A 14272-nucleotide genomic window follows, 5' to 3' on the forward strand; every position below is an offset into this window, starting at 1 on the left:
GCATTCGTGGGAGAGTATGTCGCCGCCTTCTTTAAACCCTTCATCATTACGGTGAAGGGTTTTTTTATGGCATCATGACAGGGGGGAGACCAGACAAAACGGTTCGGCCCGACCGGTGGTAAGGAAGAATTGCATTCGCCCCTACACCCCCTTGATATAATCTTTGTACTCCTGGAAAAACGCTTCAAAGCGCAGCATGCAGCTATTCAGGAATTCCATGGTTTCCCTCCAGCTGTCTTTATTGTGAATGGAAACCTTTGTTTTTTCAACGTAAACCCGCGATATTTCCTTACCGTTGTCAAGAAGAGAATCTTCCAGGAATACCGCATGGGGTACGTATTCTTCTGTGAAAATGGCCTTTAAAGCACTTATTTTTTGAAAGTAAAGAAGGCGCTCTTCTTTATCAGCAGGTTCTATATCCAGGGAAACCATAGCTTTTTTCGTGTCGAAGTAGAACTTCAGGGAAAGATCTTTGATCCCGGTATGGTAGCGAACCCACTTTCTGGGATAGGATTTTCCGAAAGATGTCCAGAATTCCTGTCTCATTTTTTTTGACGCTTCCTTGCTAAACATACGAGCCTGTTTAAATTTTGTTTTTGGAATTATTTATAGTGTATTTTTTTGTCAGATGAAGATGTTTTGAGGCACATAGCCATAGCTACGTGTCGAAAAATAGCTGAAATATGGCGGAAAAAGACGCATAAAGAAAACAAAGGATGAAACTTAAAGAGGCTCATAACTATAGAATATAGGCGGTAAGTATACCGGTTATGATTACTGCGAGTTTTGTGACGTTGAATTTATGCCCTTCCGAACTTTCGAAAAGGATCACGGTAGAGATGTGTAAAAAGATCCCAATGATCAGGGCGTTGACAGGCATATGAAATGCTTCGGTTCGGGTAATCTGTGTGCTTAAAAAGGTCCCGACCGGGGTCATCAGGGCAAAGAGTATCATGAAAACAGCTATTTGCCATCTTTTTATACTGCTGTTCAGGAAAAAAGTGGTCAGTACTATCGCTATCGGGATTTTATGTATCACGATGCCGTATACAAGGGTGTCGTGGTGATGAATGGGGAAACCTTCGAGTATGGAATGGATGCTCAGACTTGTAAAGAGCATCCAGGGAAAAGACCTGTGTTCGGGTGGATGATGTATATGCCCGTGCTCTGCACCCCTGGAGAAGAACTCCAGGAATATCTGTAAGAGTATGCCACACATGATAAAGATGCCCGGCTGTTTCCCCGAGTGACCCTCGAATACTTCGGGAAGCAGTTCGAATACGGTAATAGAAAGCAGGAAAGCCCCGCTGAATGCCAGGAGGAGTTTGAATATTTTTCCTTTACGGGGTCGTAAAAGGACTACAAAAAGAAATCCTGCTATAACTGCTATAACCGGAAGGAGGTAATCTATGGTGTGTTTCAGATCGGGCATTATTAAATTTCTTCTTAAAAAGTACAATAAACAAAAAACCAGTCTGTTTATAAATAGTGAAGGGACTAAATTAATGTATTTTTGCCTTTTAAAGAGATGCGAAATGGCAAATAATTACAGAATGGTGGCCAAGACCCTTTTTGGTTTTGAAGAGGTGCTGGCCGGTGAATTGCGCAGGCTTGGGGCTATAGAGGTAGAGAACGGAGTGAGGAGCGTATCCTTCTCCGGAGACAAGGGGTTTATGTATAAAGCCAATTTATGCCTCAGGACAGCCCTGAAGATTGTAAAACCTTTACGTTCATTTAAAGTCCGGAATGAGGATGACCTGTACGATGGGGTAAAAAAGATACGCTGGGAAGATATCATGAGGGTCGATAGTACACTGGCGGTAGATGCCGTGGTACATTCGGAAAAGTTCAATCATTCCCTGTATGTGGCGTTGAAAACCAAGGATGCAGTGGTAGACCGTTTCCGGGAGTTGAAGGGGAAGAGGCCCGATGTGGATCTGAAGCACCCCGACCTGAGGATCAATGTTCATATACAAAAGGATATATGTACGATATCGCTCGACAGCTCCGGATCGTCCCTGCATCACAGGGGGTATCGTACCGCTACGAATATAGCGCCCATTAACGAAGTCCTGGCTGCGGGGATGTTGCTGTTGAGTGGCTGGGACGGCCAGTGCGATTTTCTCGATCCGATGTGCGGAAGTGGCACCCTGCCCATAGAGGCGGCGATGATAGCCTGTAATATTCCGGCCAATATCAACCGCCGGGAATTTGCATTTGAAAAATGGATCGATTTTGATCTTGATCTGTTTGAAAAGGTTACCGAGAGCAGTCTCAACAAGGTGAGGGAATTTCACCATAAGATACTGGCTTTTGACAAGGCGCCTTCTGCGGTACGAAAGGCATCGGATAATGTGAGGAACGCCAACCTGGGAGCATATGTCCAGGTTTCGCAACAGGACTTTTTCAAGACGGAAAAACAGGGTGAAGATAAACTGCATATGGTTTTTAACCCGCCTTACGGCGAGCGTCTGGCGGTGGATATGCAGGATTTTTACGGTAATATAGGAAATACGTTAAAACAGGAATACCCAGGCACGGAAGCCTGGCTGATCACTTCTGACATGGAAGCCCTGAAATATGTAGGGTTACGTCCGTCCCGGAAGATAAAGCTTTTTAACGGGCGCCTGGAAAGCAGACTTGTAAAGTACGAGATGTACGCAGGGAGCAAAAAGGCCAAATGGCAGCCCAGGGAATAGCATAGCATCGGCCGGGGAGACAAAGAAGTGCCTTGAAAAAGAAAATCATTAACTAAAACCCCAATAGCAATGAAGCACAAGCACAAGGCCATTTTGTACAACCTTATCGGGTTCTGTATACCGTTTATGGTGTCGTGTGTCGTATTGATGTATGTTTTTCCGGAAGAAAAATTCTGGGCTTTGGTATGCTCGGCATTCATAGCCATGGTCCTCGCTCCCAGATTTGTCGTGGTAAAAACTCCGTCGGGAGAAAGAATGTTCAGAAAATGGTTGTTCAGTCCCCCCAGGCCTATGCGTTAATGGACCAGGCTCCTAATTTGCCGTATCCTGTTTATTCAGCGCACCTTTTTTGGTCTTTTTGAATATGGGTATAAGGTACGATACCGAATAATTGAAGGTAAGTCCGAACCTGCTGTCATCGGTTACCTTCTGGAACCCCGGGATCCAGAGGTTGGTGAAAGTGTCGGGAGGGGTGTCGTTCAGCAGGTAGGTAAGCCTTACCGTGGCACCGAGATAGAGGTTGTTGAACAATTCCACTTTTGTCCCGAAAAGCACTTCCAGCCATTGCGCATTGAGTCCGCTGTATTCGCCAAGGATATTCTCGTCATTACCCGGGATCAGGTTTTCACCCCAGTACGGACTTGTAGTGTAGATGTAATATTCGTCGAGGGTCTGGCTGAAAGTGCTTACTCCCAGCCGGCCGCCGGCAAAGATCAGGTTTTCCATCCCATACCAGTTTTCATAGAGGTTGTAGTCTATTCCGGCACGCAGAAAACTGCCCGAAGTAGAAAGGGTGTAAAGGGTTTCTTCAGAAGTGTATTCTTCTGTTCCCAGTTCTGCCGCTATATAAAGATTTTTCGAAAGCCGGAAATCTCCCGTCAGTTCCACCCCGTTGTATTTACTGCTGGTAAATGACCGTATGGGTTTGCTCAGGTCCAGTCCCACCCTTAAACCGTATCTTTCCTTGAAAACAATACTGTCTTTCGGGACGGTACCGGCAGAATTTTCATCGGTTTCATCCTCCTGTGCCGTAAGCAGCAGGGAAAACAGGAAGCATGCAATGCTAATGGTATATCTTGACATGGGCAGTGTTTTGATATTGTATTGTAGGGTTTACTATTTCCAGGGAAGATATCCATTGCTGGCTGTCGTCTGTATCCCTTTCGGCAGTGAGGCCGGAATAGTTGGTGATAAATCCGCAGGCCCTGGAGATAAAATGCTGCTCGGTCTGATAGCGGAACCTGAGCGTGTCGGCATTTTTGACGCGCAGGGTATCTCCGTTCTGGTTTATCTGTATGGAATTAAGCGTAAATGCATAAACAGTTTCGTTTTCAAATAATTTAAGCGGTATGGCGATGGAATCGATAGACGTACTGTCCCTGAAAGTATCTACAGGAGCCTCCATTCCCTGCCCGTAAACGCTGAGGGTATTGACTGCCTCCCGTACGTCCCTGTCATCGCTGTCGTGAAATGTAATGACCAGGAGAGGTGTTGTAGCCGAATCTTCAGGGCATATATCGTCTTTTTCACAACCCGGAAAAAGCAAGGCCATAAGGCCGACCAGGGAAAGTGCTATGACGGTTTTTTTAATCGGAATATTAAATTTCATACGAATAATTTAATATAAAATATTTATAATAGGTTGTGGCTGAACAAGGTTGCATGCAGTTGAATTTTATCAGCGTTTTTCCAAAAGTACGACATTTTCCACATGGTGGGTCTGCGGGAACATATCCACGGGCTGAACCTTTGTGACCCTGTACCTATGGTCCATGAGAGCGAGGTCCCTGGCCTGGGTGGCACTGTTACAACTTACATAAACCACCTTTTTGGGGGCAATATCGAGTATTTGCTGTACGACATCCTTGTGCATACCGTCCCTCGGGGGGTCGGTAATAATTACATCGGGGAGGCCGTGCTGTGCGATAAACCCGGCATTAAAAACCTTTTTCATGTCTCCCGTAAAGAATTCAACGTTGCCGATACCGTTTAATTGTGCGTTGCTCCGGGCATCTTCGATCGCTTCCGGAACTGCTTCCACGCCTATTACCTTTCCCGCCTTCTTGGCCACGAACTGCGCTATGGTTCCCGTACCGGTGTAAAGGTCGTAAACGAGTTCATCTCCGGTAAGTCCGGCAAATTCCCGGGTTACCTTGTATAGCTCATATGCCTGCCGGGAATTGGTCTGGTAAAATGACTTGGCATTAATTTTAAAACGAAGCCCCTCCATTTCCTCGAATATATGATCGCGTCCGTGATAACACATCACTTCCTGGTCGTAAATGGTATCATTGGGTTTGCTGTTGATCACATACAGCAATGCGGTGATCTGCGGAAATTCATTCCTGAGAAAATCCATGACCAGCCCTATGGCTGAAGGCTGGTTTTCAAAGAATTGTATCAGTACCATGATTTCTCCTGTAGAGGATATCCTGATCATCAGGGTGCGCAACAACCCGGTCTGATGCCTGGGGTTAAAGAAATCCAATTGTTTTTTCCGTGCAAAATCCCGTACCGCCCTCCTGATTTCATTGGAAGGATCTTCCTGCAAGTAGCATTTTTCGATATCCAGTATCTTATCCCACATCCCCGGAATGTGAAACCCCAGGGCATCCCGGTATTCCGGTGTTTCGCCGCTTTCGATCTCTTCGCGGGTAAGCCACCGGCTGTCGGAAAAAGAGAACTCCATTTTGTTCCTGTAGAATAACTGCTGTTCCGATCCGATGATGGGAGTTGTTTCGGGAAGGTCTATCTTCCCGAGGCGGGCCAGGTTGTTCTCCACTTCCTTCTGCTTGTAAAAGAGCTGTTCTTCATAACGCATGTTCTGCCATTTACACCCGCCGCAAGTGCCGAAATGACTGCATTCCGGATCCTGTCTCTTTTCTGAATACCTGTGAAAACTTACCGCCCTGCCTTCGTAATAGGCCTTTCTCTTTTTGGTGGTCTGTACGTCGACCACATCACCCGGAATGGCATTGGAAAGGAAAATAACACGACCGTCGGGAGCCTTGGCAACGCCTTTTCCCTTTGCACCGGCATCGATGACCTCGACCTGCTCGATAAATGGTTTTCTGTTCTTTCTTGACATGGGGCAAAAATAAGGTTTATTTTGACGATTCCCGAATCATTTCCGCGACCTTGAGCCGGATATTTCCAAAAAAGGAAAAGGGAGGTTTTGATATCCGGATAAGGGAAGTATAACTGATAATTAATTATTTTTGACTGATAACTCATAGGTGATGAATCGTTTTGACAGGATAACGGCTATTCTTATTCAATTGCAGTCCCGGCGGGTGGTAAGGGCACAGGAGCTCGCCGAAAGGTTTGAAGTGAGCCTGAGAACGGTATACAGGGATATACGTACGCTCGAAGAAGCCGGGGTACCACTGTATGGCGAGGCAGGGGTAGGCTATTCCATAGTGGATGGATACCGGCTTCCCCCGGTAATGTTTACCCGGGAAGAGGCCATGGCTTTTGTTACGGCGGAGAAACTGATGGAACAGCTCACCGACCGGGTGATCCGGAAACATTTTGAAGAGGCCATGTACAAGGTCAGGGCGGTACTCCGGGGCAGTGAAAAGGATTTTGTAGAAGACCTGTCTTCGCATATACACGTGGAAAATGTGGCAAACCCTCCCCGCAATGTCCCGGAAAATGTACTGGATGTGCTGTTCAGGGCCATTTCGCAGAAGAAAATAGTGAAGATGACCTATAAGGCTCACGGCAGGGAAGAGGAGACAGAACGCTTGATAGAACCGATAGGGGTATATCACGAATATCACCAGTGGTATACGATAGCCTATTGTCACCTGAGAGAGGACTACAGGCATTTCAGGGCAGATCGTATCCACAATATTATGCTTACTCCACGCGACAGGGAATCCGAAAGAGAGGCTTTCCGGGATTATTTGCAACGGAAAGAACAGCAGGTCCGGGTACAGGAACATACAAAGATCGTGATCCGGGTAGAAAAGGAAGTAAAGGCATACCTGCAATACAGGAGGCCTTATCTCGGTTTTGTCTCGGAAAAAGAAGTGGGGGACATGGTGGAAATGACTTTTTTTACCTCTTATAAAGATAATGGTTTTGCCCGCTGGTATATCATGTTTGCCGATTACGCCGAGATCGTGGAGCCCGATGAGCTTCGCGAAAATATCAGGGAGATCGTTGAGAAGATTTCTGCCAGGGTGCTGAAATGATCGGGGAAACAACCTGGACCAACAGCTGCAAACCAGCAACTTCATAAAAAACAAGGATTTTTCAGAGCCTGTTGACAGAGGGATGTCACCCGGAGGATTTAGCTTTGTTCTGAACCATCGTTAGTTTACATAGGACGAAATGGTCGGGAACCGGAAGTTGTCATTCAGAACGAAGTGAAGAATCTCCACCCCAGGCACAAAGGAACTTTAACTGCATAACGGAAGTACCGGAGATTCCTCCTTCGTCGGAATGACAGCTAATCAAATTAAAAACTACAAACTAATAAATCGAAATGAAAAATACGACGGTTGACCGTTCGGGTGGCGAAAGGGAAGAGGCTCCTGAAAACGATCTGAAAAAAAATCCCGGTGATAGCCGGGGCGGTCCGGGGATACTCTTGTCCCGTATTTCCGAGTTTTCCGTACTGGCCTTGTTGTGGGCATGAGTGATACGGTAACGGACCGGTTTGTGGTCTGCGATATTTCTTCGGGGGATACTGGTAAAATCGTCCAACTTTTTCTAATTTGCAGCATTATCGGATGATTTCTCTCCTGAGCACTTTTGACAACGAGCGCTTGTAAGAAGGAATAGTGAAGTTTCAATTCTAAATTATTAAAAAAATGAATGTTGCAGGACCGTTAACATCACAGGACGCCATTCAGCTGGAACACCAATACGGGGCTCATAACTATCATCCTTTACCTGTAGTATTGAGCAGGGGAGAAGGGGTGTATGTATGGGATGTGGAAGGAAAGAGATATTATGATTTTCTGTCGGCCTATTCTGCGGTAAACCAGGGACACTGCCATCCGAAGATCGTAGGGGCCATGGTGGAACAGGCCAGGAGGCTGACCCTTACCTCAAGGGCCTTTTACAACGATATGCTGGGCAGGTTTGAGCAGTATGTGACTGGGTATTTTGGTTATGACAAGGTGCTGCCCATGAATACGGGGGCAGAAGCTGTGGAAACAGCTATAAAACTTTGCCGTAAATGGGCCTATGAAAAAAAGGGGATAGCGGAGCACGAAGCCAGGATCATCGTTTGTGAGAACAACTTTCACGGGAGGACTACCACTATCATCTCATTTTCCAACGATGCGGATGCACGGAAAAATTTCGGGCCTTATACGCCTGGGTTTATAAAGATTCCTTACGATGATACCGAAGCCCTTGAGCAGGTGCTCCGGGAAGAGAAAAATATCGCGGGGTTCCTTGTAGAGCCCATCCAGGGAGAAGCCGGGGTATATGTGCCTTCCGAAGGTTACCTTAAAAAGGCGGATGCCCTTTGTAAGGAACACGGGGTGTTGTTTATTGCCGATGAGATACAGACCGGGATTGCCCGTACGGGAAAATTGCTGGCGGTACAGCACGAGGACGTCAGGCCGGATATGCTGATCCTGGGCAAGGCCCTTTCGGGAGGAGCTTACCCCGTATCTGTAGTGCTTGCAGACGATGCGGTGATGGAAGTCATAAAACCGGGACAGCACGGGTCTACATTCGGTGGGAACCCTGTGGCCGCAGCAGTAGCAATGGCAGGCCTTGAGGTTGTGAAGGATGAAAAGCTGGCAGAGAATGCCGCTGAACTCGGAGCGTTTTTCCGCGAGCAGGTCAGGGCGTACAGCGAAACATCAAGGGTTGTACAACTGGTGCGCGGAAAAGGCTTGCTCAATGCCATTGTAGTCAACGATACCGAAGAAGGAGACCTGGCCTGGAATATCTGTGTTGCCCTGAAGGAAAACGGCTTGCTGGCCAAGCCTACCCACGGAAATATTATCCGTTTTGCCCCGCCCCTGGTAATGAATAAGGAACAGTTGAAAGAATGCATTGCCATTATCGTAAAAACGCTGAAATCTTTTGAGTAAAAAAAGTATGCAGCCGATATGGCCCCCTGAATTTTTGCCGCGAATACGCGTATCTGTCAAAAAAACGCGTATTCGCGGCAAATATATTTTCAGACCGTTTCTCAGCCCTGCCGGCTGGCTTTTTTAAGAATAAAATACCCCAGGATACCCCCGATAATAGAAGCGGCGAAAATTCCCATTTTAGCCTCCAGGATATATTCTTCGGCATTGGTTTTAAAAGCCAGTTCCGTGATGAACAACGACATGGTAAAGCCGATACTTGCCAGGAGTGCCACACCGTATATATGCTTCCAGTTGAGACCGGGCGGAAGGGAAGCGATCCTGAGTTTTGTCATGAGTTTGGTAAAACCTACTACTCCCACGAATTTACCGATCACAAGTCCGCATATGATACCGATACTCACATTGCTTGTAATATTGTGCCAGAAATCCCCGGAGAACGTAACTCCCGCATTGGCCAGTGCAAACACCGGCATAACAAAGAAGCTTACCAGTGAGTGCATGGAGTGCTCCAGGCGTTGCAGTGGTGTCAGTGCGGCTTTGGAGTAGATACGCACCTGTTCCAGTACGTGTTGCTGCTGTGGTGTTTTTAACCGCCTGGTGCGCCCTTCGAGGTTGTCGTACTGATCGATCAGGCTGCGCATTTTTTCCACGTATATCTTATCCCTCACTTTGGATTCTGCCGGAATGGTAAAAGCAGCCAATACTCCGGCGATGGTAGCATGTACCCCGGAAAAGAGAAAAGCCATCCACAAGCCCCCGATACCTATTATTCCGTAAAATACCGGCGCCCGTACCCCGAGACGGTTGGCAACGAGCAGTACCAGGAGGAATACCGCTCCCACCACAAGGCTCATGGTGTCGATGTCAGAGGTGTAGAACAGTGCGATGACCAGAACCGCACCAAGGTCGTCGGCAATTGCCAGGGCGGTAAGGAATACCTTAAGTGATATGGGGACCTTGTCTCCCAGGAGGTATAAGATACCCAGGGCAAAAGCAATATCAGTGGCCATGGGAATACCCCATCCGCCTACGGCCGGGGAATCGTGATTGAATATCAGGTAAACCGCTGCCGGGAAGATCATTCCCCCCAGGGCAGCCATTAAGGGCAATATCGCATTTTTAGGACGGGACAGCTCACCGGCAATCATTTCCCGTTTCAGTTCGAGTCCCACCACAAAGAAGAAAATGGCCATTAACCCGTCGTTGACCCAGTGGTGCAGGTTGTTGGAGACGACAAAGGAATCGAACTGCAGGGCAAACTCGTGTTCCCAGAAATGGTGATAAGCATCCTTGAGCGGGGAGTTGGCCAGGATCATGGCTACGACGGCAGATAAAAAGAGTACCACGCCCCCGGTGGTAGATTTGTTGATAAATCTGCTTAAAGGGTCTATCAGAATCTTGTCAATAGGAGTTTTTTTCATATAACAATATAAAATGTTTTTTGTGTTAGTATTAGCCTTAATGATATGTAAAACTATTGAAGCTAAGATAGGGTTTATGGTGTTTTTTTTCAACAAAAATCGAAAAAATCGGTTAAAATATAAACCGTGATTGCTTTTTGTGCTTTAAAATGCTAATATTCAGTTGTGAAGATGTTTGGTGTGCCCGGTGCTGTACGGAGGGGAAGGATATACGGGGTTCTTTACGATAAAGGGCAAATGTTTTCGGGGTGCGAAGTAATCACTGTCTTAAATCTTTAGAAACAGTTTCGCGATATCCTTGTATGGTATGAATAGTTCTTTGTATTTTTGGCGCGTCGAAAAAGAGCAACATCATTAACGCATTACTGAACATGGCAGAAACCAAATATATCTTCGTTACGGGAGGAGTTACCTCTTCATTGGGGAAAGGAATCATTGCGGCTTCACTGGCCAAACTGTTGCAGGCCAGGGGATATAAGGTAACCATCCAGAAACTGGACCCTTATATCAACGTAGATCCCGGTACGCTCAACCCTTATGAACACGGAGAGTGCTATGTTACCGATGACGGGGCGGAAACCGATCTCGACCTGGGGCATTACGAGCGTTTTCTGAACGAAAAAACCTCGCAGGCCAATAATGTGACTACCGGCCGGATCTATCAGAGTGTTATCGAAAAGGAGCGAAGAGGTGAATTCCTGGGAAAGACCGTCCAGGTGATCCCGCATATCACCAATGAGATCAAGGAACGTATCCAGATACTCGGGAAATCCGGGGAATACGATATCGTGATTACGGAGATCGGGGGTACGGTCGGAGATATTGAGTCGTTGCCCTATATAGAATCTGTACGACAGCTGCTTTGGGAACTGGGTGATAACAATGCCATTGTGGTTCACCTTACCCTGGTGCCGTTTCTATCGGCTGCGGGAGAACTGAAAACCAAGCCTACCCAGCATTCTGTAAAAACCCTGATGGAGAGTGGGATAAAAGCCGATATCCTGGTATGCCGTACGGAACACGAGCTCTCCGACGACCTTCGTGAAAAGCTGGCGCTTTTCTGTAATGTGCGGAGAGAGGCCGTGATCCAGTCTATAGATGCTTCAACCATATACGATGTGCCCAACTTTATGCTCGGGGAAGGACTGGATACCGTAACGCTGAAAAAGCTGAACCTCCCGGATGAGCATCATCCGGACCTGGAAAAATGGAATGCCTTTCTCGACCGGCATAAAAACCCGAAGCACGAGGTTACCATCGGGCTGGTGGGTAAATATGTAGAGCTCCAGGATTCATATAAATCCATCCTGGAATCCTTTATTCATGCCGGGGCGGAAAATGAGGTGCGTGTCAATGTAGAAACCATCCATTCGGAATATATAGACGAAGCTACCATAAAGAACAAGATATCACACCTTGACGGTGTCCTGGTTGCCCCGGGGTTCGGGGAACGCGGTATAGAGGGCAAGATCGATACGGTGAGATATGTGAGGGAAAACAAGATCCCTTTCCTCGGTATTTGCCTGGGCATGCAGATGGCAGTAATTGAGTTTGCGCGTAATGTGCTGGGGTTAAAGGAGGCAAATTCTACCGAAATGGTCAGGGATACTCCACATCCCGTAATCGATCTTATGGAAGCGCAAAAGGAAATTACCGATAAGGGAGGGACCATGCGTCTCGGCGCCTGGAAATGTACATTGAAAGAGCATAGCCTCGCTCGCAGCGTTTACGGGGAAGCAACCATTATGGAACGCCACAGGCACCGTTACGAGTTTAACGACAGGTATAAGGAACAGATCGAAGCCGCCGGGCTTAAGGCTACCGGGCTCAACCCGGATACCGGCCTGGTTGAAGTGGTGGAACTCCCGGATCACCCGTGGTTTGTAGGGGTGCAGTACCACCCTGAATACAAGAGTACGGTAGCGAATCCGCATCCCCTGTTTGTGGCATTTGTAAAGGCAGCTCTCAAGTACAAGCAGGAAGAAAAAAGTGCCACTTTGGCATAATGGTGCTTTTTGGGGACATTTTTGTGTTCTGTCGGGCTCAGAGGGGTATACTGAAAACCTGTGGCGTAATATTAAATTTATAAGATAATAGATGGAAGAGAAGAAGCTGGATACCAGTTCCATTATCGGATTTGTCCTGATCGGGGCCATTCTGATCTGGGTGATGTATAACAACCGTCCCACGGAAGAAGAGGCCGAAGCGAGAAAGGCACAACAGGAACTGGTGGAAAAGGCCAGAAAGGAAACAGAAGAAAATACCGTTTCTCCTGCAGATCAAAATACTCCCGACTTTGCCGATTCCACGGCCCTGGCCAGGTATACCGAAACGCTCGGGGCGTTCGGATATTCGGCCAGCCTGCCCGGGGCAAAAGAGGGTACTACGGTGCTGGAAAATGATGTGGCCTACTTTAAGATCAGTAATAAGGGAGGGCAGATCATAGAAGCAAGGCTTAAGGAGTTTACTACTTATGATTCCGTTCCCGTATACCTGGTCAAAGACGATAATGCATCTTTCAACCTTTCTTTCGGAACGTCAGATAACAGGACACTGAATACGGGCGACATGTATTTTGAACCCGAACTCTCTTCAGACGGGAGAGCCTTGTCCATGAAGCTTAAGGCCGGGCCGGACAAGTTCCTGGAGTACCGCTATGAACTGAAACCGGGGGATTACATGATGGATTTTACCATTCGTTCCCAGGGACTGAACGGTATTCTCAGCAGTTCACAACCGGTAGAAATGGACTGGAAACTCAAGGGTATCCGCCATTCCAAAAGTATCACCTATGAAAACAGGTATACCCGGCTTACCTATCAGCATCGTAATGGAGACAAGATATCGAAACTCAGTCCCGGAAGCGATGATTCCGAGACCGAAGAGGGGGTCACCTGGATCTCTTACCGGCAGCATTTCTTCAGCTCCATTCTCGTGGCAGACAAGCCTTTTGACCAGGTGGAACTGGCCTCGAGGGACCTGGTGGAAGAAGAGAGCAAGGAAGCCAGGTGGACCAAGGAATACGAAGCCTTGGCCAACCTGGAAATGGCAGGAGGTGAGCTGAACCACAACCTGTCCTGGTTTTTCGGGCCTACCGATGTCAAGGTACTCAGCCAGTACAAAGGGCTCGATCTCGACGATTCCATTCCTTTCGGATGGGGAATATTCGGGTGGATCAGCAAGCACGTGTTTACACCCCTGTACAGTTTCCTGAGTTCATTCCTGCCCTATGGTGTGGCCATTATTGTTATGACCATCCTGGTCAGGCTGCTCCTTTCCCCGGTGACTTACAAATCATACCTGTCCCAGGCCAAGATGAAGGTACTGCGCCCGGAAATTACGGAGGTCAACGAGAAGTATAAGGACGATGCCATGAAAAAGCAGCAGGCCACCATGCAGATCTACAGCAAGGCCGGCGTCAGCCCGCTGAGCGGATGTATCCCGGCGCTGTTACAGCTGCCTATTTTCTATGCCCTGTTCATGTTTTTCCCGACAGCCTTTGCCCTGAGGCAGAAAAGCTTTCTCTGGGCCGATGACCTGTCGTCTTATGACACCATCGCCGAATTGCCTTTTAAAATTCCGTTTTACGGAGATCACGTCAGTCTCTTCCCGATACTGGCGTCCATAGCCATACTCATATACATGATGATGACCACCGGGCAGAGCATGCAGATGCAGCAGCAGCCGGGCATGCCTAACATGAAGTTTATCATGTACCTGTCGCCGCTGTTTATGCTGATCTTCTTTAATAATTATGCCAGTGGACTGAGTCTGTACTACTTTATTTCCAACCTCATTACGATATTCATCATGCTTGCCATAAAGCACTTTATCATAGATGAGGAGAAAATACACGCCAAGATACAGCAACAGAAGAAAAAGCCGAAGAAGATGAACCGTTTCCAGCGAAAGATGCAGGAAATGATGGAGGAAGCACAGGCGCAGCAGAATACTAAAAACAAAAAAAAGTAAGATATCGTCGATATCAGGGTTTTTATCAGGGAGGCGCAGCACATACTGCGTCTCTTTGTTTTTTGTAATTTTGCAAAGAAATCAGAGAGGGAGAGGTTGCAGGTTCAGGATGTTT

The 14272-nt window shown here is 47.4% G+C and carries 13 protein-coding genes; 7 read left to right on the top strand and 6 right to left on the bottom strand.

All coding sequences use genetic code 11. From position 1 onward, the window contains the following. Positions 1-141 precede the first annotated feature (141 nt). The gene (locus DN748_RS05710) at positions 142-573 is read right to left on the bottom strand and encodes a DUF4268 domain-containing protein (RefSeq protein WP_112370829.1); all 432 of its coding nucleotides are present in this window, start codon (positions 571-573) and stop codon (positions 142-144) included. Between the two features lie 166 nt (positions 574-739). After that, positions 740-1432, bottom strand: a complete 693-nt coding sequence (locus tag DN748_RS05715) for a ZIP family metal transporter (protein ID WP_236636797.1) — start codon at positions 1430-1432, stop codon at positions 740-742. A gap of 103 nt (positions 1433-1535) precedes the next feature. On the opposite strand from DN748_RS05715, the gene DN748_RS05720 reads away from it, so the two are divergent. Beyond that, positions 1536-2699: a THUMP domain-containing class I SAM-dependent RNA methyltransferase gene (locus DN748_RS05720; RefSeq protein ID WP_112370830.1), complete on the top strand. Its 1164-nt coding sequence runs from the start codon at positions 1536-1538 to the stop codon at positions 2697-2699. A 69-nt stretch (positions 2700-2768) separates the two neighbouring features. After that, positions 2769-2999 (top strand): hypothetical protein, encoded by a 231-nt coding sequence (locus DN748_RS05725; protein ID WP_112370831.1) that lies wholly within the window; start codon positions 2769-2771, stop codon positions 2997-2999. Between the two features lie 12 nt (positions 3000-3011). Here the strand turns inward: DN748_RS05725 and DN748_RS05730 are convergent, their stop codons facing one another. The 3 genes from DN748_RS05730 to rlmD form a co-directional block, all read right to left on the bottom strand. Then, positions 3012-3782 carry a DUF6048 family protein gene (locus DN748_RS05730; protein WP_112370832.1) on the bottom strand — a complete coding sequence of 257 codons (771 nt, stop codon included), beginning with the start codon at positions 3780-3782 and terminating at the stop codon, positions 3012-3014. Then, complete coding sequence (locus tag DN748_RS05735) at positions 3763-4308, bottom strand: DUF6452 family protein (protein ID WP_112370833.1); 546 nt, start codon at positions 4306-4308, stop codon at positions 3763-3765. Before DN748_RS05735 ends, DN748_RS05730 begins: the two co-directional genes overlap by 20 nt. A 69-nt stretch (positions 4309-4377) precedes the next feature. Further along, positions 4378-5787, bottom strand: a complete 1410-nt coding sequence (rlmD, locus tag DN748_RS05740; RefSeq protein WP_112370834.1) for a 23S rRNA (uracil(1939)-C(5))-methyltransferase RlmD — start codon at positions 5785-5787, stop codon at positions 4378-4380. Positions 5788-5938: 151 nt separating this feature from the next. On the opposite strand from rlmD, the gene DN748_RS05745 reads away from it, so the two are divergent. The 3 genes from DN748_RS05745 to rocD all read left to right on the top strand — a co-directional run bounded on the left by DN748_RS05745 (position 5939) and on the right by rocD (position 8761). Beyond that, entirely contained in the window at positions 5939-6898 is a 960-nt protein-coding gene (locus DN748_RS05745; protein ID WP_112370835.1) for a helix-turn-helix transcriptional regulator, read from the top strand. A gap of 293 nt (positions 6899-7191) precedes the next feature. After that, positions 7192-7344 carry a hypothetical protein gene (locus tag DN748_RS19045; protein ID WP_161554483.1) on the top strand — a complete coding sequence of 51 codons (153 nt, stop codon included), beginning with the start codon at positions 7192-7194 and terminating at the stop codon, positions 7342-7344. A 175-nt stretch (positions 7345-7519) separates the two neighbouring features. Next, positions 7520-8761: an ornithine--oxo-acid transaminase gene (gene rocD, locus DN748_RS05750; protein WP_112370836.1), complete on the top strand. Its 1242-nt coding sequence runs from the start codon at positions 7520-7522 to the stop codon at positions 8759-8761. Positions 8762-8862: 101 nt separating this feature from the next. On the opposite strand, the gene nhaA is transcribed toward rocD, so the two are convergent. Then, positions 8863-10185: a Na+/H+ antiporter NhaA gene (gene nhaA / locus DN748_RS05755; RefSeq protein ID WP_112370837.1), complete on the bottom strand. Its 1323-nt coding sequence runs from the start codon at positions 10183-10185 to the stop codon at positions 8863-8865. A gap of 371 nt (positions 10186-10556) precedes the next feature. On the opposite strand from nhaA, the gene DN748_RS05760 reads away from it, so the two are divergent. After that, complete coding sequence (locus DN748_RS05760; RefSeq protein WP_112370838.1) at positions 10557-12191, top strand: CTP synthase; 1635 nt, start codon at positions 10557-10559, stop codon at positions 12189-12191. A 91-nt stretch (positions 12192-12282) separates the two neighbouring features. Beyond that, entirely contained in the window at positions 12283-14157 is a 1875-nt protein-coding gene (yidC, locus tag DN748_RS05765; RefSeq protein ID WP_112370839.1) for a membrane protein insertase YidC, read from the top strand. Positions 14158-14272: the final 115 nt, after the last annotated feature.

Origin of the sequence: Sinomicrobium soli (assembly GCF_003285545.1) — a bacterium.
Taxonomy (GTDB): Bacteria; Bacteroidota; Bacteroidia; order Flavobacteriales; family Flavobacteriaceae; genus Sinomicrobium.

What these genes read in the sequence shown, in the direction of transcription:
- DN748_RS05710 (WP_112370829.1), bottom strand. Translation starts at nt 573, where the DNA reads ATGTTTAGCAAGGAAGCGTCAAAAAAAATGAGACAGGAATTCTGGACA.
- DN748_RS05715 (WP_236636797.1), bottom strand. Translation starts at nt 1,432, where the DNA reads ATGCCCGATCTGAAACACACCATAGATTACCTCCTTCCGGTTATAGCA.
- DN748_RS05720 (WP_112370830.1), top strand. Translation starts at nt 1,536, where the DNA reads ATGGCAAATAATTACAGAATGGTGGCCAAGACCCTTTTTGGTTTTGAA.
- DN748_RS05725 (WP_112370831.1), top strand. Translation starts at nt 2,769, where the DNA reads ATGAAGCACAAGCACAAGGCCATTTTGTACAACCTTATCGGGTTCTGT.
- DN748_RS05730 (WP_112370832.1), bottom strand. Translation starts at nt 3,782, where the DNA reads ATGTCAAGATATACCATTAGCATTGCATGCTTCCTGTTTTCCCTGCTG.
- DN748_RS05735 (WP_112370833.1), bottom strand. Translation starts at nt 4,308, where the DNA reads ATGAAATTTAATATTCCGATTAAAAAAACCGTCATAGCACTTTCCCTG.
- rlmD (WP_112370834.1), bottom strand. Translation starts at nt 5,787, where the DNA reads ATGTCAAGAAAGAACAGAAAACCATTTATCGAGCAGGTCGAGGTCATC.
- DN748_RS05745 (WP_112370835.1), top strand. Translation starts at nt 5,939, where the DNA reads ATGAATCGTTTTGACAGGATAACGGCTATTCTTATTCAATTGCAGTCC.
- DN748_RS19045 (WP_161554483.1), top strand. Translation starts at nt 7,192, where the DNA reads ATGAAAAATACGACGGTTGACCGTTCGGGTGGCGAAAGGGAAGAGGCT.
- rocD (WP_112370836.1), top strand. Translation starts at nt 7,520, where the DNA reads ATGAATGTTGCAGGACCGTTAACATCACAGGACGCCATTCAGCTGGAA.
- nhaA (WP_112370837.1), bottom strand. Translation starts at nt 10,185, where the DNA reads ATGAAAAAAACTCCTATTGACAAGATTCTGATAGACCCTTTAAGCAGA.
- DN748_RS05760 (WP_112370838.1), top strand. Translation starts at nt 10,557, where the DNA reads ATGGCAGAAACCAAATATATCTTCGTTACGGGAGGAGTTACCTCTTCA.
- yidC (WP_112370839.1), top strand. Translation starts at nt 12,283, where the DNA reads ATGGAAGAGAAGAAGCTGGATACCAGTTCCATTATCGGATTTGTCCTG.